Origin of the sequence: Lentzea albidocapillata (genome assembly GCF_000719115.1) — a bacterium.
GTDB lineage: Bacteria > Actinomycetota > Actinomycetes > Mycobacteriales > Pseudonocardiaceae > Lentzea > Lentzea albidocapillata.
This window is the reverse complement of the sequence record NZ_JOEA01000010.1, coordinates 120,742-141,145: the sequence shown is the minus strand read 5'-3', so window position 1 is coordinate 141,145 and position 20,404 is coordinate 120,742. Positions and strand designations below refer to the sequence as shown.

The following is a 20,404-nucleotide window of genomic DNA, read 5'->3' as shown; positions in this document are numbered from 1 at the left end:
TGGGCGGCACCCGCCTGGTCGCGGTGGACGGTCCGTCGGGTGCGGGCAAGTCGACGTTCGCGAGGGACCTGGCGCACGAGCTCGGCGCCCAGCTCATCAGCACCGACCACTTCGCCACGTGGGACGACCCCACGACGCAGTGGTGGCCACGGCTGCAACGAGCACTCGATGAAGTGGCACAGAACCGCGAGGGTCGCTACCGGAAAACCGACTGGTCCCAAGGGTTTCCGTGCATCGGAGAAGGCGACGAGGTCGTCATCACTCCACAAAGGACCATCATCCTGGAAGGCTTCTCCTCGGCCAGGAAAGCGAACACCCGCCTGAGCCTCGCGATCTTCGTGGACCACGAGGACGAACCAGCGAGGCTGGAACGCGCGGTCCAACGCGACGGCGAGCACCAACGAGCACACTTCATCCGTTGGCAGCAGTACGAAAGAGGCTGGTTCGCGGTCGACGAGACCAAAACCAGAGCTGACTACGTTGTCACGTCAAGCAGTTGAGCCTGGACGACGGAAGCCTCGGGGGTTCCGATCGCGCTGAGGACCTCCAGCGACGTGGACCAGTACGACCGGGCACCGGCGGCGTCACCCAACGCGGAGGAAGCGTCGCCGGCCAGTTGCAGCGCGCGGCCGAACACCCAGCGGTGACCGGAGTCCGAGCCGACCGAGACGGCCCGCAGGGCGCATTCCAGGGCTTCGGCGGCGTCCAGAGTGTCGAGGTGGGTGCGGCCCAGCACGAGCAACGCCTCCATCTCGGCCAGGCGGAACTGCGACTTGCCCGCCTCGACCAGCGCCGCGGTGGCCGTCGACATGGCCTCCTCGTAACGGCCGACCGCGCGGTAGGAGGAGGCCAGGCCGCGGCGGGCCGAGCAGATGCCCCACGAGTAACCGGTCTCCAGGCCGATGGCCAGCGCTGACGAGAACTGCTCCAGAGCGTCCTCGTAGCGGCCGCCGCCTTCCAGCGCGCGGCCGAGCAGGTTCTGTGCGTCGCAGACGCTCTTGACGTTCTCCAGGTCCTGCGCGATCTGCATGGCGGCGGACGCTTCGAGAGCGGCTTCCTCGTAACGGCCGCGCATGATCAGCGTGATGGCCATGCCCTCGTGCATGGTGTGCCCGAAGTTCCGGGCGGCCGCACGTTCGTAGAGCTCACGGGCGCGCACGAAGTAGTCCTCGCCGAGGTCCGGCTTGCCGCGCCAGGCCTGCACCTCGCCGAGCGCGCGCATCGAGTTCGCTTGCAGGATCCACGAGTCGAGGCGCTTGCCGTCCTCCAGCGCTTCTTCGAACGTCGACGCGGCGCGGTCGAGCTGGCCGAGCTGCATGTAGACGCCGCCGAGGTTGAACAGCGCGTTCGCGAGCAGCTGGGGCGCGCCCACCCGGCGGGCGATCACCAGGGCGCGTTCGAGGTGGTCGGCGGCGTGTTCGAGTTCGCCGAGGTCGATGTGGACGCTGCCCGCGTTGGACAGGACGGCGGCTTCGGCCTGGGGGAGGTCGATCTGTTCCTGCAGCACGATGGCCTGCTGGTAGTAGCCGAGCGCGTTGCGGTGCTGCCCGGTCACCCAGTACAGCGTGCCCAGGGAGGACAGCATCGCGAGCTGGCCGAGCTCGTCCCGGGGCGCGCGAGCACCCAGCAGGCCGGCCTTCGCGGTCTCGCGCCACTCCGCCGTCAACGACTGCGTGTAGAAGTAGCCACGCAGGGCGTCGGCCAGCTGCCACGGCGAGTTCTCGGGATCGCGTTCGACGGAGTGCGCCACCAGCGCGACCAGGTTGGCGCGTTCGACGTCCAGCCAGGTCAGGGCCTCGGTGGACGTGCTGAACGTCCGCGGCACCACGCCGTCGAGCGGGGCCGGGCGGGGGAAGCGGAACAGCGTCGACTTCATCGCCGAGGTGGCGTTGTCGACCGAGCGCACCGCCCAGTCCAGCAGCCGCCGCAACGCGAGCCGCGCGTCGGCACGGCCCTCCTCGAACGCCAGGCGCTCGGCCGCGTAGTCGCGCAGCAGGTCGTGGAACTGGTAGCGCGACGGCGCGTGGTTCGAGATCAGGTTCGCGGTGGCCAGGCGGTCCAGCCGCCGGCGAGCGTCCTGAGTGGTCAGCCCGCTCAGCGCGGCGGCCATCTCGGGCGTGAAGTCCGTGCCGGGGACCAGCGACAGCACCCGGAACATCTGCGCGAGCTCGGGCTTCAACGCCGTGTAGGAGAGGTCGAACGCCGCGTGCACCGCGACCCGTTCGTCGCCCTCGACGGCCAGCGCCGCGAGCCGGTTGCCCGCCCGCAACTCCTCCACGTAGTCCGCAATGGACAGCTCCGGGCGCGACACGAGGTTCGCGGCTGCGATACGCAAAGCCAATGGCAGATGCGCGCAGAGGGCCGCCAGCTCCAACGCGGCGTCCTCTTGGGATGCCACCTCGTCCGCACCCAAAATGCCTGCGAGGAGTGACTTCGTCTCGTGCCAGTCGAGCACGTCGAGCCGCACGTTCGACGCCGCGTGCGACACGGCCAGGCCGCGCAACGTGTCGCGCGAGGTCACCAGCACCGCGCACCCCGGCGAGCCGGGCAGCAGAGGACGGATCTGCTCGGCGGAAGACGCGTTGTCCAGCAGCAACAGGACCCGCTGACCGGTCAGCGTGGACCGGAACATCGCCTCCTGCTCGTCCTGGTCCAACGGCACCTGATCGGGTTCGGTCCCCAAAGCGCGCAGGAACCGGGGCAGCACGTCCACCGCGCTCAACGGCGGTCCGGGGGCGTATCCGCGCAGGTTGACGTACAGCTGACCGTCCGCGAAGTCCGCGCGCATCCGATGCGCCGCGTGCACGGCCAACGCCGTCTTGCCCACGCCCGGCGGGCCCGCCAGCGTCACGACCGGCACGCCCTGCGCGGTCCGCAGCAGGGCCACGATCAGCGACACGGCCTCGTCGCGGCCGACGAAGTCGGGGATGTCCGCAGGTAGCTGCGACGGCACGACCCGTTCCGGCTTCGCGGCGACCACCGGCGCACCGGCCGAGGCCGCCACCGTGCCGATCGACCCGGACAGCACCTGGCCGTGCACGCGCCGCAGCTCGTCGCCGGGATCGATGCCCAGCTCGTCGCCCAGCAACCGCGAAACGCGCTGGTAGGCGGCCAGCGCCTCGCTCTGCCGGCCGGACCGGTACAGCGCGACCATCAACTGCGCCCAGAACCGTTCGCGCAACGGATGTTCGCTGGTCAGCCGGGACAACTCCGCGACCAGCTCACCGTGGCGGCCCAGTTCGAGATCGACCTCGACCCGGCGTTCCAGCACGTGCAGGCGGCGTTCGTTGAGCCGCGGCACCTCGTCGCGGTGCAGGACCTCCGACGGCACGTCGACCAGGGCCGGACCTCGCCACAGGCCCAGCGCGGCGGCGAACGCGGCCGACGCGGCCCGCAGGTTCCCGGCGGCGCGCTCCTGTTCGCCCTGGTCGATCAGGGGTTCGAAGCGCATCAGGTCGATGGTCTTCTCGTCGACGTCGATCAGGTACCCGTCGGGCACGGTCCTGATCGGCACGGACGGCCCGAGCAGCTGTCTGAGACGCATCACATATGTCTGAAGTGTCGCTCTCGCACGTGCGGGTGGATCTTCACCCCACACGTTGGCGGCGAGTTCGTCCACGGACACCGACGTGCCCGCGCGCAGCAACAACGACACGAGCAGCGCCCGCTGGCGGCCGGCTCGGACCAGCAGTGGTTCGGAGTCGAGGAGGACCTGGAGGGGGCCGAGCACGCGGAACTCGACCAGTCTGCTCATGGAACCTCCTCCGCGTGTCGTTGTTGTTTCTACAGCCTAGGAGAGCGTTCGACGCATCCGCAGTGCTCACGTTGGGTCAGCGGGCATGCGCCGGACGTATCAGAATGCCTGGTCTAGTGGCCGGATCGTGACCTGAGTTGCCCCGGAGGGGGTATGTACAACGGTTATCGTCGGCGACCACACCGTGAGACGTGCGGATTTCTGCAAGGGGTGTTTGATGGTCCACTCAGTAACGGCTCGACGCCGGTGGGTTGCCGTGATCGGCTTCCTCAGCGTCAGTGCCCTCGCCCTCTCAGGTTGCGCAACATCCCAGCGCGACTCTGGCGGCGGCGGCAAGGAAGGCGGCACGCTGACCTTCGGCGCTGCCGGCGCGCCGAAGCTCTTCGACCCGTTCTACGCGACCGACGGTGAGACCTTCCGGGTCTCCCGCCAGATGTTCGAGGGTCTGGTCGGCTTCAAGCCGGGCACCGCCGAGGTCGAGCCCGCGCTGGCCACGAAGTACGACCCGAGTGCCGATGGCAAGACCTGGACGTTCACCCTCAAGGAGGGTGTGAAGTTCCACGACGGCACCGATTTCAACGCCGAGGCCGTGTGCTTCAACTTCAACCGCTGGTACAACCAGAAGGGCGCCGGCACGAGTGACGCCGTCTCCCAGTACTGGCTGGACAACTTCGGCGGCTTCGCCAGCACGCCGGACAAGCCCTCGCTGTACAAGTCCTGCACGGCCAAGGACGCCAAGACCGCGGTCATCGAGCTGAACGAGGTCACCTCGCAGTTCCCGTCGGTCCTCGGCTTCACGTCGTTCTCGATCTCCAGCCCCGAGGCGCTGAAGAAGTACGACGCGGACAACGTCCAGGCCGCCGGTGACGCGTTCACCTACCCGGCCTACGCGAACGAGCACCCGACCGGCACGGGCCCGTTCAAGTTCGGCAAGTACGACAAGGCCAACAACACCGTGGAGCTCGTGAAGAACGACGCCTACCACGGCACGAAGGCCAAGCTGGACAAGATCGTCTTCAAGATCATCCCGGACGAGACCGCCCGCAAGCAGGCGCTCAAGGCCGGCGACATCGACGGCTACGACCTGCCGAACGCGGCGGACTGGGCCGGTCTGAAGACCGACGGCTTCAACGTCGCGATCCGTCCCGCCTTCAACGTGTTCTACCTGGGCATCAACCAGAAGAACAACCCGAAGCTCGCGGACCTCAAGGTGCGCCAGGCGCTGCAGTACGCGATCAACCGCGAGCAGCTGGTCAAGTCGCAGCTGCCCGAGGGCGCCAAGGTCGCGACGCAGTTCATGCCGGACACCGTCAACGGCTACGCCAAGGACCTCAAGGCCGTCGGCTACGACGCCGCCAAGGCGAAGTCCCTGCTGGCCGAGGCCGGTGCCTCCGACCTGACGCTGAAGTTCTACTGGCCCTCCGAGGTCACGCGTCCGTACATGCCGAACCCGAAGGACCTGTTCGGCGCGATCTCCGGTGACCTGCAGGCCGCGGGCATCAAGATCGAGGTCACCACGAAGCCGTGGAACGGTGGCTACCTGACCGACGTCGACAACGGCGCCCCGGACCTGTTCCTCCTGGGCTGGACCGGCGACAACGGCACGGCGCACAACTGGGTCGGCACGTTCTTCGGCCGCACCGACAACCGCTTCAACACGGGTGTGTCCGCGTGGGGCGCCAGCCTCGCGGCGGACCTGGCCAAGGCGAACTCCGAGCCGAACGAGGCCAACCGCACGAAGCTGTACGAAGAGATCAACAAGAAGATCATGGACGAGTACCTGCCCGCGATCCCGATCTCGCACTCCCCGCCCGCTCTGGTGTTGAAGTCGGACATCAAGGGTGTCGTCCCGAGCCCGTTGACCGACGAGAAGTTCGGCCCGGCCTCCAAGGGCTGAGCTGAGACCAGTGTCTCGACCGGCAGCGTCGGCCCCGTATTTCGGTGGCCAGACGGGTGCGTCGTGGCGCCGGCCCCGCGTCCTCATCCTGGTTGGCTGTGGACGTGGGGCCGGTGCCGCGAGGCGCCCTGCTGGGCGCCGGAAGGCGCGGTCGAGGCTGCCGGTCGTGACACCCCCTCCCACCACAAGAGAACAACGGGGTAGCTCAAGTGCTCCGCTACACCATTCGACGGCTGGTCCAGCTGGTCGGCGTGGTGCTGGTGCTCTCGCTGCTGCTCTTCGCGTGGATGCGACTCCTCCCAGGAGGGCCGGTTTCGGCCCTCCTGGGAGAGCGCGCTACGCCGGAGTCGCGAGAAGCCCTCACCAAGCAACTCGGCCTCGATCAGCCGATCATCGTGCAGTACTTCAAGTTCCTCGGGCGTGCGGCGTCCGGTGACTTCGGCGTCTCCACCGGTGTTCAGCCCGGTGACTCGGCCCTCGACATCTTCGTCCAGCGGTTCCCCGCGACGATCGAGCTCAGCTTCTTCGCGATCGTGATCGCGATCCTCGTCGGCGTTCCGCTCGGTTACCTCGCCGCGAAGCGTCGCGGCGGCCTGTTCGACAACCTCAGCGTCATCGGCTCGCTCATCGGCGTGGCCGTGCCGGTGTTCTTCCTGGCCTACGTGCTCAAGGACGCGGCTTCGGCCGCTCTCGGCCTTCCCTCGTTCGGCCGCCAGGGCGACATCAACGCCACCCGCGTCACCGGCTTCTTCACCCTCGACGGCATCCTCACCGGTGAGTTCGACGCGACGCTCGACGCGTTGAAGCACCTGATCCTGCCGGCCATCGCACTCGCCACGATCCCGTTCGCGGTGATCTTCCGGATCACCAGGGCGGCCGTGCTCGACGTGCTCGACGAGGACTTCGTGCGCACCGCCGAGTCGAAGGGCCTCACCGCATCGGTGATCCGCCGCCGGCACGTGCTGCGCAACTCGATGCTGCCGGTCGTCACGACGATCGGTCTGCAGACCGGCGCACTGCTCTCCGGCGCGGTGCTCACCGAGAAGGTGTTCGTGATCCCAGGGGTCGGCCAGGCGCTGGCCATCGGGTTCGAACGGCGTGACTATCCGGTGCTGCTGCTGTTGATCATCATGGCCACGATCGTCTACGTCGTGGTCAATCTGTTGGTCGACCTCTCGTACGCGCTCATCGACCCGCGCATCAGGACGAGGTGAGCGCAGTGGCACTCGGAGTCTCCAAGAAGGAAAAGATCGACGACCTCGCCGACACCGCGGGCGTATCGCTCGCGGCGAGCGCGTGGAAGCGGCTTCGGCGCAGCCCGGTGTTCCTCATCGGCGCGACCATCATCGGCATCTTCATCGTGGTGTCGCTGCTGTCGCCGTGGCTCGCCCCGCACGACCCGTCCGACAAGCTGCTGATCGAGCAGGTCATCAAGGCGCGCAACGAGATCCCGCCCGCCCAGCCGGGCCACCCGCTCGGTGGTGACCTGCAGGGCCGCGACTTCTTCTCGCGCCTGCTGGTCGGCTCGCAGCAGACGTTGATCGTCGGTGTCGGCGCGACGCTGATCGGTCTCACCGGCGGCCTGATCCTGGGCACGCTCGCGGGCGCCATCGGCGGCTGGGTCGACTCGGTCGTCATGCGCCTGGTCGACGTCATGCTGTCGCTGCCGTCGCTGCTGCTGGCGTTCTCGATCGCGGCGATGTTCGCCCGGCCGAGCCAGTTCACCGTGATCCTCGCGGTCGCGATCGTGCAGATACCCGTGTTCGCGCGATTGCTCAGAGGCTCGATGCTCGCGCAACGGCACAGCGATCACGTGCTGGCGGCCACGGCGCTCGGCGTCAAGAAGGGCGCGATCGTGTTCCGGCACATGCTGCCGAACTCGCTCAGCCCGGTGATCGTGCAGTCCACGCTCGTCCTGGCCACCGCGATCATCGAGGCGGCCGCGCTGTCGTTCCTCGGCCTCGGCAACCCGGACGACCGGATCCCGGAGTGGGGGCAGATGCTCGGCGACGTGCAGAACGTCTTCGACACGCATCCGCACCTCGCCGCGTGGCCCGCGGTCTGCATCATCATCGTCGCGCTCGGTTTCACGCTCATGGGCGAGACCCTGCGGGAAGCCCTCGACCCGAAGAACAGGCGGTGAGTCGTCGTGGCACTCCTCGAAGTTCGTGACCTCACCGTCGTGTTCCAGCGTCGTGGCGAGGAACCGTTCCGCGCGGTCGACGGCGTCAACTTCGACGTCGAGCCCGGCCAGACCGTCGGCCTCGTCGGCGAGTCGGGCTGCGGCAAGTCGGTGACATCGCTGGCGATCATGGGTCTGCTGCCCAAGCGCGGCGCCACGGTCACCGGCACCGTGACCTACGACGGCACGGATCTGCTGAAGCTGTCGGACAGGCAGATGCGCGACAAGCGCGGCAGCGAGCTCGGCATGGTCTTCCAGGACCCGCTGTCGTCGCTCAACCCGGTCATCCCGATCGGCCTGCAGGTCACCGAGGTGCTCGAACGGCACCGCGGCCTGGCCCGCAAGGAAGCCATGATCGAGGCGAAGAACCTGCTCGACAAGGTCGGCATCCCGGACCCGAACCGCCGGCTCAAGGAGTACCCGCACCAGCTCTCCGGCGGCATGCGGCAGCGCGCGCTCATCGCGATCGCGCTGGCGTGCCGGCCGAAGCTGCTGATCGCGGACGAGCCGACGACGGCGCTGGACGTGACCATCCAGGCCCAGATCCTGTCCGTGATGAAGGAACTGGTGCAGGACCTCGGCACCGCGCTCGTGATGATCACCCACGACCTGGGTGTCGTCGCGGGCCTGTGCGACGAGGTCAACGTGCTGTACGGCGGCAAGGTGGTCGAGAAGGCCAACCGGCACCCGCTCTTCGCGGAGCCGCGCCACCCGTACACCCACGGCCTGCTGGCCTCGATCCCGCGCCTCGACGCGGCGCCCGGCGAGAAGCTGACGCCGATCAGGGGTTCCGTTGCGGACAACATCCCGTGGGCTCAGGGCTGCGCGTTCGCACCCCGGTGCCCGAACGCGCTGGACGTGTGCGTTCAGGTCACGCCCGCGGAAGAGGACCAGCTGGGTCGCCTGCTCCGCTGTCACAACCCGGTGGTGCCGGGAACTCCCGCCGCCGAGGAGGTGCCGGTATGAGCGAGACCCTGGTTTCCGTGCAGGACATGAAGGTGCACTTCCCGATCAAGCGGGGCGTGTTCATGGACCGCACCGTCGGTTACGTCTACGCGGTCGACGGCGTCGACCTCGAGATCAAGCGCGGCGAGACGTACGGCCTGGTCGGCGAGTCGGGCTGCGGCAAGTCCACCCTCGGGCGGGCGATGCTGCGGCTCAACGAGCCGACCGCGGGCAAGATGGTCTTCGACGGTCAGGACTTCTCCGCCCTCAAGGGCGAGGAGCTGCGCAAGATGCGGCGCCGGATCCAGATGGTGTTCCAGGACCCGCTGTCCTCTTTGGACCCGCGGCAGTCCGTGGAGTCCATCCTGATCGAGGGCCTGCGGGCGCACGGCCTGGACAAGGGCAAGGAGTCGACCAACAAGCGGCTTCGCGACCTGCTCACGGCCGTCGGCCTGCCGACCACGGCGCTGCGCAAGTACCCGCACGAGTTCTCGGGCGGACAGCGGCAGCGCATCGGCATCGCGCGGGCCCTGGCCCTCGAGCCGGACCTGATCGTCGCCGACGAGCCGGTGTCCGCGCTGGACGTGTCGGTGCAGGCGCAGGTCGTGAACCTGATGGAGCAGCTCCAGGAGCAGTTCGGCCTGACCTACCTGGTGATCGCGCACGACCTCGCGGTCGTGAAGCACATCTCCGACCGCGTGGGCGTGATGTACCTCGGCGGCCTGGTCGAGGAGGCCTCCGCCGCGGACCTCTACGCGGAGCCGCTGCACCCGTACACGCGGGCGCTGCTGTCGGCGATCCCGGTGCCCGACCCCGTGGTCGAGGACCGGCGCGAACGGATCCTGCTCGCGGGCGACCTCCCGTCGCCGGCGAACCCGCCCAGCGGCTGCCGGTTCCACACCCGGTGCCCGTGGCGGCAGGAGACTCGTTGTGACACCGAACGGCCCGCGCTGCGTGAGCTCAAGCCGGGGCACAAGGTGGCGTGCCACTACGCCGAGCAGATCCAGTCAGGCCAGATCCAGCCGCACGAGGTGAAGCCGATCCTGGTGGAGGAGGGCGACGGCCTGTCGCCCGACGTCCCGCTCGTGGGACCGGCTTCGGTGACCGAAGCGCTCAACCCGTAGTTCGTGTTCTCCGGCCGGGGCCACCTCACTTCGAGGTGGCCCCGTTCGTTTCTCCAGGGCTCTGCGTTGTCCTCGGTGGATGGACAGTCGTGGCTCGATCCTCCTGCGCGCGGCGGAGATCGCCTCGGTCGACGGCCTGGAGGGCGTCACGATCGGGCGGCTCGCGGTCGAGCTCGGCATGAGCAAGAGCGGGGTGTTCTCGCACTTCGGCGCCAAGGAAGAACTGCAGATCTGCACCGTGCACACGGCAGCGGAGATCTTCGCGCGCGAGGTCGTGATGGCGGGCGGAACGCTCCTGGACCTGAGCGAACGCTGGCTCGACTACTCGAAGCGGCGCGTGTTCCCCGGCGGCTGCTTCTTCGTCGTGACCCGCTCGGAGTTCGCCGCTCGTCCCGGCCGCGTGCGCGACGCGTTGATGCTCTTCAACCTGCGCTGGATCTCACTGCTGGAACGGCTGTGCGGCGACGCCCAGATGGCGTTCGAGGTGGACGCCCTGCTGGCGGCCGCGGACCGGTTCGCGGTGCTCTACGACGACGCCTCGGCGTACGAGAGAGTGCGGTTGGCGTTGCGCGCCCGGATCGCCATGCCGATCGGGACGGAGATGAGCGTGGCCACGCCGAACGACAACAGCATCGCGAGCCACGCCTCGTCGACGAGCTGACCGCCGATGTACCCCACGGTGGCGGGGTAGAGGCTCCACAGCGCCGACCCGAGTGCCGCGACCGGCACGAACCGGCGCAGCGGCCACTTCAGCGCCCCCGTCAGCAGCGCCCCGACGATGCCGCCCGCGGGCAGGAACCGTGCCGCGATGAGGATCGTCTCGCCCTTCGTCGCGAGCTGGTCGGCCGTCCACACGACCATCGACCGCGCCTTGGCGTTCCTGTTGACCTTGTCGAGGGCCCGCATCCCCATCCGGCGCCCTGCGGTAAAGTTGATCATGTCGCTGAGCAGGCACCCGGCCGCGGCGACGAGCACGACCAGGTAGAGCGGCACCTGACCGGACGCCGCCAGGACGCCGGCGCCGATGAGCACGGCCTCCGTCGGTGCCAGCGGCACGACGGCGACCAGGAACAGCACTATGAGGCTGGCTGCGGTGCTCATGATCGGTGAACGTACGTGACCCAGGTGAACAATCCCGACCTGGGTGTTTCTTCAGCGTGCCCACAGGTAGCACGCCCGGCTCGTCCGAACGGCCCTGTCCGCTGACCGAAAGGGCATGACTGGGCGTGACCCGGGGAGGTTTCCCGGCACGAATCCCGGTCGCCGCCGGCCTTGTCCTTGGACGGGTGCGTGATCCGGTCGAAGGCCGCACATGCCAGCGGGCCAGGTGTGATCCAGGCCATATGCGTCGAGCGGTCACGTCGTGACTGCCGATGACCGCTCGGTTCTGCCGACAGACCTCCGATCTGTCATCGATTCATCCAGCGCTTCTGCCGTTGACCTGCGTGTTCGGCCGCGGTTAACGTCCGAACTCAATTGGAAAGCTTGTTTACCAATCCTTCGAGCCGCCGCCCTTGCCCAGGAGGAACGAAGTGATCAAAAAGCACACCAGAGCTGGTGTCGCGATCGCCCTGTTCGCGTTGGTGGTCCCCCAGATCGCCGCGTCGGGTACGGCCAACGCGGCTGACTCCCTGCTGTCCGCCAACAAACCCACCACTGTCTCGTCCGTCGAGGCCGAGACCTTCGGCGGCGCCAACGCCGTCGACGGGAACTCGACCACCCGGTGGGCGAGCCTCGAGGGCGTCGATCCGCAGTGGATCGCCGTCGACCTCGGTGGCGCCGCCACCATCTCGAGGGTCAAGATCAATTGGGAGGCGGCGTACGCCTCCGAGTACAAGATCCAGACGTCCAGCGACGGCTCGTCGTGGAGCACCAAGAAGACCCTCACCGGTCAGAACGGTGGCATCGACGACACGACCCTGAGCACGTCAGGCCGCTACGTGCGGATCTACGGCACCAAGCGCGGCACGGCGTGGGGTTACTCGATCTTCGACCTCGAGGTCTGGGGCAGCAACTCCAACGGTGACAACACGGCGCCGACCGCGCCGTCCGGGCTCGCCAGCACCGGCACGACGTCGAGCTCGGTCAGTCTGCAGTGGACGGCCGCGACCGACAACGTCGGCGTGACCGGCTACGACGTCCTGCGCAACGGCAGTGTCGTGGGCACTCCGACCGGCACCACGTTCACCGACACGGGCCTCGCGTCCGGTACGGCGTTCACCTACACCGTCAAGGCGCGTGACGCGGCCGGAAACCTCGGTCCCGCAAGCAACTCGGTGCAGGCGACGACCCTGCCGGCCGCGCCCGGCGACACCATCACGGTCGTCGCGGCCGGTGACATCGCGTCGCTGACGAACAGGGAGCACTACGAGACCGCGAGGCTGATCGACCAGATCAAGCCGAACCACATCCTCACGGTCGGCGACAACCAGTACGACAGCGGCACGATCACGGAGTTCCGGAACCACTACGACAAGTCGTGGGGCAGGTACAAGAGCATCACCCACCCCGCGACCGGCAACCACGAGTGGGAGGACGGCCTCAACGGCTACAAGTCCTACTTCGGTGCCCAGGCCTACCCGCAGGGCAAGCCGTTCTACAGCTGGGAAGCCGGCGACTTCCACTTCGTCTCGATCGACTCCCAGAAGATGTACGACACGGGTGCCGACTCGACGCAGATGAGCTGGCTGAAGGCCGACCTCGCCGCGAACACCAAGGCGTGCGTCGTCGGTTACTGGCACCACCCGCGCTTCAACTCGGGTGAGTACGGCGACAAGTCCAAGATGACGACGGTGTGGAACGCCTTCGCCGACGCCAAGGCGGACCTGGTGCTCAGTGGTCACGACCACCACTACGAGCGACTGGCCCCGCTGAGCAAGAGCGGATCGATCGACCAGGCCAACGGCATGCGCTCCGCGATCATCGGCATCGGCGGTGACTACCTCTACTCCAACGTCAAGCCCCGTGCGGGCGTGGAGAACTGGTTCGCCGACTCGCACGGCGTCGTGAAGTTCACCCTGTCCGGTCGCTCCTACTCGTGGGAGGTCATCGACACGGCGGGCAAGGTGCGCGACAAGGCCGGTCCCTACAACTGTCGTTGATCGGATCTGGCAGCTAATCGGATCTGGCTGTTGATCGGAGGCCGTCGTGTACATCGCTACCGCTAGACAAGCTCCGGCATCTGGTGGCACCGGCAGGATCGCGGGGAACGTGCTCGCGTTGGGCGCGGTGTCCCTGCTCACGGACGTCTCGTCCGAGATGGTCACCGCCATCCTGCCGCTGTACCTGGTGCTGGGACTGGGGTTCTCCCCACTGCAGTTCGGTGTGCTCGACGGCATCTACACCGGTGTGACGGCACTGGTCCGCGTGGTGGGCGGTCACGCCGCGGACCGCTGGCAACGGCGCAAGTTCGTGGCCGGACTCGGGTACGGGATCTCGGCGCTGGGCAAGCTCGGCCTGCTCGCCGCCGGGACCTCGGCCACCGCGATGGGGCTCGTGCTGGCCGGGGACCGGACCGGCAAGGGCCTGCGCACCGCGCCGAGGGACGCGCTGATCACGTTGAGCAGCGAGCCTTCGGCGCTGGGCCGGGCTTTCGGTGTCCACCGCGCGATGGACACCGTGGGCGCGTTCCTCGGCCCACTGCTGGCGTTCTGTCTCCTGTGGACGTTGCCGGCCCGCTACGACGTGGTGTTCGTGGTGAGCTTCTGCTTCGCCGCACTGGGTTTTCTGGTTCTGGTGCTCTTCGTGCGTGATCACCGGGACGTGCTGCCACGCGTCGCGGTGTCGCTGCGATCGGCTTTCGGGTTGCTGCGGTCCAGGCCGTTCCGGCGGGTCTGCCTGGTCGCGTGCGGGCTCGGGTTCCTGACGCTGGGCGACGGGTTCATCTACCTGTTGCTGCAGAAGAAGCTCGACGTCGAGCTCGCTTACATCGCGTTGCTGCCCCTCGGTACGGCCGGTGTGTACCTGCTCGCCGCCGTGCCGCTGGGCTCACTGGCCGATCGCGTGGGCCGGTGGAAGATCTTCCTTTTCGGACATTTCGCGCTGCTCGGCGCGTACGTGCTGCTCGCCGGTGTTTCCGGGATCTCCCTGCTGGTCGGCGTTCTGGTGCTGCACGGGCTCTTCTACGCGTGCACCGACGGCGTGCTCATGGCCGTTGCCGGGCCGATGATCCCGGACGAGCTGCGCACGTCCGGTCTGGCCCTGCTGCAGACCGGGCAGGTGCTCGCCCGCGCCGCCTCTTCCGTTCTCTTCGGTGCTCTTTGGACGTGGTTCGCTTGGTGAGGATCCTGATCGTGATCGCCGCCGTGATCGCGCTGGGCGCGGGCGCCACCGCCTACGCCCTGCGCGCTCCGGCCGAGATTTCCGTTGCCGTGGAACAGGGTCCGGTCGAACTCTCGTCCGGACGGCTGATGTTCGTGGACGAGGTGAGCGGCAGGGTGGCGTCGGTGCCGCTGACCGACCCGTCCGGTCCGCGGCGGGTGAGCTCGTTGTCCTGCAAGCGGTTCTTCACGGCAGGCGGGCAGGGGCTGTGCCTCGCGGACGCCTCCGGCCCGTTGCCCGGCTCGACCGCGGTGTTCGTCGACCGCGGGCTGGCCGAACGCCGCCGCGTCGAGGTCGACGGCGTGCCCAACCGCGCCAAGCTGTCGGCGGACGGGCGGATGGCGTCGTGGACGACGTTCGTCACCGGCGACTCGTACGCGCAGGCAGGCACGTTCTCCACCCGCACCGCGATCTTCGACCAGCAGACGGAGGCCTACGCCAGCAACATCGAGGGCACGTCCGTCGCGGGCATGAAGACCGTCAACGACATGAACTGGTGGGGCGTCACGTTCGCCCCGGACGACCGCACGTACTACGCGACGATGAGCACCGCCGGAAAGACCTACCTGGTGCAGGGCGACGCGGTGGACGAGTCGGCGAAGACGTTGCGGGAGAACGCCGAATGCCCGTCGCTCTCCCCGGACGGCAAGCGCGTGGCGTTCAAGAAGCGCGTGCCCGGCGACGGCGCGCGACCGTGGCGCCAGCACGTGCTGGACCTGACCACGATGGTGGAGACACCCCTGGCCGAGACCCGTGGGATCGACGACCAGGTCGTGTGGCTCGACAACGACACCATTGCCTACGGCCTGCCGGGTGAGGGCATCTGGGCCGCGCAAGCGAACGGGGAGGGCGCGCCGCGGCAACTGGTGCCGCACGCGTCCTCCCCGTCGCTTGTACTCGGTTAGCCCAGAACGATCTAACGCTGTGCCCGGTTGATCGCCGACACGATCGCGCGGAACGATGCCGCGACCGTGGAGGAGTCGATGCCCACGCCCCACAGCACGCGGTCGCCCACGGCGCATTCGACGTAGGCGGCCGCGCGGGCGTCGTCACCGGCGGACAGCGCGTGCTCGGCGTAGTCCAGCACCCGCACGTCGTAGCCCACCGAGGCGAGCGCGTCGACGAACGCGGCGATCGGACCGTTGCCCGAGCCCGTGATCTCCTGCTCGTCGCCGTCGATCAGCAGCGTCGCGGTGATCTCCTCGCGCCCAGTGCCGTCCGCCGACGCCCTGTGCTTCAGCAGGTACAGCGGCACCTTGCCGTGCAGGTACTCCTCCGCGAAGGCGTCCCACATCTCCTTCGGGTTGATCTCGCCGCCCTGCGTGTCGGTGACCTCCTGGATCACCTTCGAGAACTCGATCTGCAGGCGCCGCGGCAGGTCCAGGTGGTGCTCCTGCTTCATCAGGTACGCCACGCCACCCTTGCCGGACTGCGAGTTGACCCGGATGACGGCCTCGTAGTTGCGGCCGATGTCCTTCGGGTCGATCGGCAGGTACGGGACCTCCCACAGGAAGTCGTCGACGTGCTGGCCGGCCTCCTTGGCGTCGGCCTCCAGGGCCTCGAAGCCCTTCTTGATCGCGTCCTGGTGCGAGCCCGAGAACGCGGTGAAGACCAGGTCACCGCCGTACGGGTGGCGCTCGGCGACGGGCAGCTGGTTGCAGTACTCGACGGTGCGACGGACCTCGTCGATGTCGCTGAAGTCGATCTGCGGGTCGATGCCCTGGCTGAACATGTTCATGGCCAGCGTGACCAGGCAGACGTTGCCGGTGCGCTCACCGTTGCCGAACAGGCAGCCCTCGATGCGGTCCGCGCCGGCCAGGTAACCCAGCTCGGCGGCGGCGACACCGGTACCGCGGTCGTTGTGCGGGTGCAGGCTCAGGATGATCGCCTCGCGGTTGGCGAGGTTGCGCGACATCCACTCGATCGAGTCGGCGTAGACGTTCGGCGTGGCCATCTCGACGGTCGCCGGCAGGTTGATGATCAGCGGCTTCTCGGGCGTCGGCTGGATGACGTCCTGGACCGCGTTGCAGACCTCCAGGGCGTAGGACAGCTCGGTGCCGGTGTAGGACTCGGGGCTGTACTCGTAGCGGAAGTCGGTCTCCGGGTAGCCCTGTTCCTGCTGCTTGGCGAACTTCGCCGCCTCGACGGCGATCTTCTTGATGCCGTCCCTGTCGCTGCGGAACACCACGCGGCGCTGCAGGATCGACGTCGAGTTGTAGAAGTGGACGATCGCCTTGTTCGCGCCCCGCAGCGACTCGAACGTGCGGGCGATCAGCTCCTCGCGGCACTGCGTCAGCACCTGGATCGTGACGTCGTCCGGGACGGCGCCGTCCTCGATGATCTCCCTGACGAAGTCGAAGTCGGTCTGGCTGGCCGCTGGGAAGCCCACCTCGATCTCCTTGAAGCCCATGCGGACCAGGAGGTCGAACATCTTGCGCTTGCGTGCCGGGGACATCGGGTCGATCAGGGCCTGGTTGCCGTCCCGCAGGTCTACCGCGCACCACAGGGGTGCTTTGGTCGTCTTCTTCGTCGGCCAGGTGCGGTCCGGTACGTCGATGACCTCGACCAGTTCGCCGAACGGGCGGTAGCGGTGGAACGGCATGCTGCTGCCCAGTTGGCGGTTCCAGGACTGCTGGGTGTCCGGGGCCGGGCGGGACGGCTTGCGGATTCGGCTGGTGCCTGAGGTGTAGGCGTCCGCCGAGTCGGGGCTCGTCGTGGTGAAGGCCTCGTTCGAGGTCATGGGTCTTGTGCTCCTGCGGGTCGTTTTATCGGAACGACCGGCGGCAACGCTGAGTCCCGCGACGGGGGGCCGGTCTGATCAGACCCCGTCACGGCAGCGAAGCAGGAGGGAACGCCACACGTCGGACAGAGTAGTCACAGATCTGGGGTTGATGGAACTTGGCGACCGGATCGTGGGACGTCCGGCTGCGTCGCGACCCTTGTGGGTGATCACCTTTGCGTGCCGCGACCGGGCGGGTGGTCACCTTGCGGGCGGCGACCTTGCGGTTGCGTGCTTCCCCTGGGGGCGCTGCCCCCAGACCCCCGGCAATCTGATCAGGGGGTCCACGCCACGAGCGGGTTGATGGCACGCCTGTTGCGTTGGGCGGCTGCCTGTTGCTTAGAGAGTGCGTTGGCCCGTTTTGGTAAGGACGGCTCGCCTTCGGCGTCGCGTGTGACCAGGCTGAAGCAGGTCAACCTGCAAGTTTTGGTTTGCTCAGATCTGGGAATTGTTCATGTATGTCCAGATTACGTACCTCCAGCGGCCGCGGCACGGCTTCCCGCGTGATCAGCGGCATCGGTGCACTCTTCGCCCTCATCGAGGTGCTGTACATCCTGATGATCGTGTTGGGCGCGAACCAGGGGAACGCGTTCTTCAAGTTCATCCAGTCCCTCGCCGAGCCTCTCGCCCTGTTCTTCCCGGGGCTCTTCGCGACCGGCAACTACAACCTCGACGTCTTCCTCAACTACGGTCTCGCTGCCGTGTTCTGGCTGGTTGTGACCGGTTTGATCGCGCGTGTGCTGTCGCGCTACTGAGGGGTAGATTCCGGCGGTATGCGGACGCGTGTGGTTGGTATCGCCGCCGGAGTCATCAGTTGGGTCGGCCTTGGGCTGGCGGTCTTGCTCGTGGTTCACGTCGTGCTCACTGTCGGCGGGGCCAACCCTGGCAACCCCATCACCAGCACGGTCAAGTCGCTGGCCGAGCCGGTGGCGTTGGCGTTCAAGGACCTCTTCTCGCCCGAGGACGCCAAGTTGCGGGTGATCGTGAACTTTGGGCTGGCCGCGTTGTTCTGGCTTGGCGTTCGAGCGATCGTCCTTAAGCTCGTTAGGCGGCTGAACTAGGTTCGTGTTCATGGCGCGCGACGACTTCTGCAGCAGCTGTGGCACTCAGTACTCCGACACGTCCGCGTACCCGCGTAGGTGCGTTGGTTGCGGGCACATGGTGTGGGCGAATCCCTCGCCGGTCGTGGTGTTGCTCGTGCCTGTGAAGGACGGGCCCCGGACCGGGCTGTTGACGGTGCGCCGGGCGATTCCGCCTGTTGGCGAGCTGGCGTTCGTCAGTGGCTTCATGGATCGCGGGGAGTCCTGGCAGCAGAGTGCCGTGCGGGAGCTTGAGGAAGAAGCGAACGTGCGCATTCCGCCGGAGGACCTGCGGCCGTTGCACTTCGTGTCCACGCCGGACGGTGGGACGGTGTTGATGTTCGCTACCGCGCCCGCGATCAACGCCGAGGACATGCCGCCGTTCGTGCCCAACGACGAGGCTTCCGAGCGCAAGGTCATCTTCGACTGCGTGCCGTTGGCGTTTCCGCTGCACAACGACGTTGCGACGAAGTACTTCTCAACTGAACTGTGACTTGCCCCAGGTGCCGGTGAAGACGGTCTCGGAGAGCGGCAGGCGCTTGCGTTCGCGCTGCTCACGGGCTTGAAGGTCCTCGGGGAGGGCTGACAGGTCGCCTTGCCTGCCCAGTGCCATGGCCACCAGCGGGCGGACGTCGGCGGGCATGGAGAACGTCTTGTGGGCCGCTTCCTTGTCGAAGCCGCCCATCATGTGTGCGATCAGGCCTGAGTCCACGGCTTGCAGGGCCATGTTCTCCATTGCGAGGCCCAGGCCGAACTCGACGTTCGGGATGTCGCCGCGGTGGTCGGTGGTGAGCACGCAGCCGATCAGCAGGACCGAGGCGCGGAAGGCCCAGGTCCTGTTGCCGCGGGTGAGGGTTTCGAAGATCGCGTCGAACGTCTCGGTGCCCCGGTGGCCCGCGATGAAGCGGGCCGGTTGGCTGTTGCCGTGGGACGGGGCCCAGCGGCCCGCCTCCAGCACGGTGCGGAGTTCGTCGTCGGACACCGTCGCGTCGGCGGAGAAGGCGCGAGGGCTCCAGCGCTTCGAGATCAGCTCGTTCATCAGATCGCATACTGCCAAACGGCCAGTGAGTAGGCGCCGAACCATGCGCTGAAGAGCGTCGCCATGCCCAGGATCGTGAGGACGGTGGACGGGCGGCGGCGGGCGAGGACCAGGGCCAGGGGGAGCAGCAGGGTGAAGGCCGGGAGCAGCAGGCGGGCCTTCGAGTTCATCAGGCCGTTCGAACCCAGGTCCATGACCAGGACGCCGAGGCCGTAGACGACCAGCGGCCACTCCAGGCGGCGCTGGAAGGCGTAGAAGACCAGGACGATCGCGAGTGCCAGGAGCCAGACGGTGCCGGTCTCCAGCAGCGAGCGCGGGTTGCCGAGGTGGCCCAGGGCGAACTCCCAGGTGGCCGCGCCGCCGTCGAACTTCGAGCCCCAGCCCCGTTGCTGCACGCCGAACCAGCCCATGAGGTCGCCGGTGCGGACGGCCACCCAGCCCAGGTAGCCGAGCAGGCCGAGAGGGGCGATGGCGCCGCCCACCCAGGCTCGCCAGTCCTTCCTGTCGGCCAGCACGGCGACCAGCGCGGCCAGGCCGACGGCGACGATGAGTGCCGCCGCGGTCGGGCGGACCAGGCCTGCCGCCGCGGAGCAGACGCCGGCGAGGATCCAGCGCTTCTTCACCACGCCGACCAGCGCCCAGGCGGCGAACGCGCAGAACGTGGCCTCGGAGTACGTCATCGAGAGCACGACCGCCATCGGGGACGCGGCGAACAGCGTCACGAAGATCAGGCCCGCGCGGTTCGAGCCGTCGCGGACGACCCGGCCCAGGACGAACAGGCCGTACGCGCAGAAGATGCCGCTGATCAGGCTGACCGCGAAGGCCGCGCCGACCACGTCCACACCCGGCAGCCCGTCCACCCACCTGATCAACGCCGGGTAGCCGGGGAAGAAGGCGAGCGGGGTCTCGGCGGTGCGGTGGCCGAACGCGTCGTACGGGGGTGACGGGACGCCGTTGTAGCCGCCCGACGCGATGCCGAGGAACCAGTCGCCGTCCCACGACCTCAGGTTGTCGACCGAGGTGTCGGCCTTGCCGGTCAGCTTGTTCTGGTACTCCACGACGAGCTGCAGGACGAAGAGGCCGACCTGCCGGACGATCAGGTAGATGAGCGCGGGAGCGGTCCAGAGCGCGGCCGGGTGTCTGAGCGCTTCGGCCATCCGCGAGCGCGCACTGCTCTCATGCACGGCAGCTGGGGCCTTCACGACATCGGTACTCGACGACACCCGGACAGAGTAGTCACGCGCATCACGGCTCCAGAGTCTCACCAGGTGGTCCGGGTAGGCTG

Annotated in this window: 16 protein-coding genes and 2 pseudogenes; 13 read left to right on the top strand and 5 right to left on the bottom strand. The window is 67.9% G+C overall.

Translation table 11 applies throughout. The annotated features are described in order from the left end of the window. The first annotated feature begins 23 nt into the window (after positions 1-23). The gene (locus IG04_RS0117030) at positions 24-500 is read left to right on the top strand and encodes a uridine kinase family protein (RefSeq protein ID WP_245816617.1); all 477 of its coding nucleotides are present in this window, start codon (positions 24-26) and stop codon (positions 498-500) included. Here the strand turns inward: IG04_RS0117030 and IG04_RS42660 are convergent. Next, positions 476-3,754 carry an AfsR/SARP family transcriptional regulator gene (locus IG04_RS42660; RefSeq protein ID WP_036014918.1) on the bottom strand — a complete coding sequence of 1,093 codons (3,279 nt, stop codon included), beginning with the start codon at positions 3,752-3,754 and terminating at the stop codon, positions 476-478. The genes IG04_RS0117030 and IG04_RS42660 overlap by 25 nt on opposite strands. Positions 3,755-3,971: 217 nt before the next feature. Between IG04_RS42660 and IG04_RS0117020 the strand changes: the two genes are divergently transcribed. The 6 genes from IG04_RS0117020 to IG04_RS0116995 all read left to right on the top strand — a co-directional run bounded on the left by IG04_RS0117020 (position 3,972) and on the right by IG04_RS0116995 (position 10,563). Continuing rightward, a complete protein-coding gene (locus IG04_RS0117020) occupies positions 3,972-5,651 on the top strand; it encodes an ABC transporter substrate-binding protein (RefSeq protein ID WP_030477639.1) in 1,680 nt (559 codons plus the stop codon). Positions 5,652-5,860: 209 nt separating this feature from the next. Further along, a complete protein-coding gene (locus tag IG04_RS0117015) occupies positions 5,861-6,865 on the top strand; it encodes an ABC transporter permease (protein WP_030477638.1) in 1,005 nt (334 codons plus the stop codon). A gap of 5 nt (positions 6,866-6,870) precedes the next feature. Further along, positions 6,871-7,794 carry an ABC transporter permease gene (locus tag IG04_RS0117010; protein ID WP_051770072.1) on the top strand — a complete coding sequence of 308 codons (924 nt, stop codon included), beginning with the start codon at positions 6,871-6,873 and terminating at the stop codon, positions 7,792-7,794. A gap of 6 nt (positions 7,795-7,800) precedes the next feature. Continuing rightward, on the top strand, positions 7,801-8,799 hold the full coding sequence (locus IG04_RS0117005; RefSeq protein WP_030477636.1) for an ABC transporter ATP-binding protein: 999 nt from the start codon (positions 7,801-7,803) through the stop codon (positions 8,797-8,799). After that, positions 8,796-9,902, top strand: a complete 1,107-nt coding sequence (locus tag IG04_RS0117000; protein ID WP_030477635.1) for an ABC transporter ATP-binding protein — start codon at positions 8,796-8,798, stop codon at positions 9,900-9,902. The genes IG04_RS0117005 and IG04_RS0117000 overlap by 4 nt, the downstream gene beginning before the upstream one ends. A gap of 79 nt (positions 9,903-9,981) precedes the next feature. Continuing rightward, complete coding sequence (locus IG04_RS0116995; protein ID WP_030477634.1) at positions 9,982-10,563, top strand: TetR/AcrR family transcriptional regulator; 582 nt, start codon at positions 9,982-9,984, stop codon at positions 10,561-10,563. A 20-nt stretch (positions 10,564-10,583) separates the two neighbouring features. Here IG04_RS0116995 and IG04_RS45290 read toward each other — a convergent pair. After that, a pseudogene (locus IG04_RS45290) lies at positions 10,584-11,003 on the bottom strand (DedA family protein); the annotation flags it as partial. 431 nt (positions 11,004-11,434) lie between these two features. On the opposite strand from IG04_RS45290, the gene IG04_RS0116985 reads away from it, so the two are divergent. The 3 genes and pseudogenes from IG04_RS0116985 to IG04_RS47185 all read left to right on the top strand — a co-directional run bounded on the left by IG04_RS0116985 (position 11,435) and on the right by IG04_RS47185 (position 15,127). Further along, a complete protein-coding gene (locus tag IG04_RS0116985; protein WP_338043538.1) occupies positions 11,435-13,003 on the top strand; it encodes a discoidin domain-containing protein in 1,569 nt (522 codons plus the stop codon). Between the two features lie 46 nt (positions 13,004-13,049). Further along, positions 13,050-14,254 (top strand): annotated as a pseudogene (locus tag IG04_RS47190) (MFS transporter); the annotation flags it as partial. Next, complete coding sequence (locus IG04_RS47185; RefSeq protein ID WP_420843986.1) at positions 14,243-15,127, top strand: TolB-like translocation protein; 885 nt, start codon at positions 14,243-14,245, stop codon at positions 15,125-15,127. The pseudogene IG04_RS47190 and the gene IG04_RS47185, both read left to right, overlap by 12 nt. 11 nt (positions 15,128-15,138) lie before the next feature. Here IG04_RS47185 and leuA read toward each other — a convergent pair whose 3' ends face one another. Further along, positions 15,139-16,962, bottom strand: coding sequence for a 2-isopropylmalate synthase (gene leuA / locus IG04_RS0116970; RefSeq protein WP_084402019.1), 1,824 nt, complete (start codon positions 16,960-16,962; stop codon positions 15,139-15,141). A gap of 497 nt (positions 16,963-17,459) precedes the next feature. Here leuA and IG04_RS0116965 point away from each other — a divergent pair, with 497 nt between their 5' ends. The 3 genes from IG04_RS0116965 to IG04_RS0116955 are packed head-to-tail and all read left to right on the top strand — an operon-like array spanning position 17,460 to position 18,573. After that, entirely contained in the window at positions 17,460-17,756 is a 297-nt protein-coding gene (locus tag IG04_RS0116965) for a hypothetical protein (protein WP_051770070.1), read from the top strand. A gap of 18 nt (positions 17,757-17,774) precedes the next feature. Further along, entirely contained in the window at positions 17,775-18,062 is a 288-nt protein-coding gene (locus tag IG04_RS0116960) for a hypothetical protein (protein WP_051770068.1), read from the top strand. A gap of 10 nt (positions 18,063-18,072) precedes the next feature. Next, positions 18,073-18,573 (top strand): NUDIX domain-containing protein, encoded by a 501-nt coding sequence (locus tag IG04_RS0116955; RefSeq protein WP_030477626.1) that lies wholly within the window; start codon positions 18,073-18,075, stop codon positions 18,571-18,573. Here IG04_RS0116955 and IG04_RS0116950 read toward each other — a convergent pair. Together IG04_RS0116950 and IG04_RS0116945 are read right to left on the bottom strand one after the other, a co-directional pair. Then, entirely contained in the window at positions 18,559-19,119 is a 561-nt protein-coding gene (locus tag IG04_RS0116950) for a nitroreductase family protein (RefSeq protein ID WP_030477625.1), read from the bottom strand. The genes IG04_RS0116955 and IG04_RS0116950 overlap by 15 nt on opposite strands. Beyond that, entirely contained in the window at positions 19,119-20,342 is a 1,224-nt protein-coding gene (locus tag IG04_RS0116945) for a glycosyltransferase family 39 protein (protein WP_245816612.1), read from the bottom strand. The genes IG04_RS0116950 and IG04_RS0116945 overlap by 1 nt, the downstream gene beginning before the upstream one ends. Positions 20,343-20,404 lie beyond the last annotated feature (62 nt).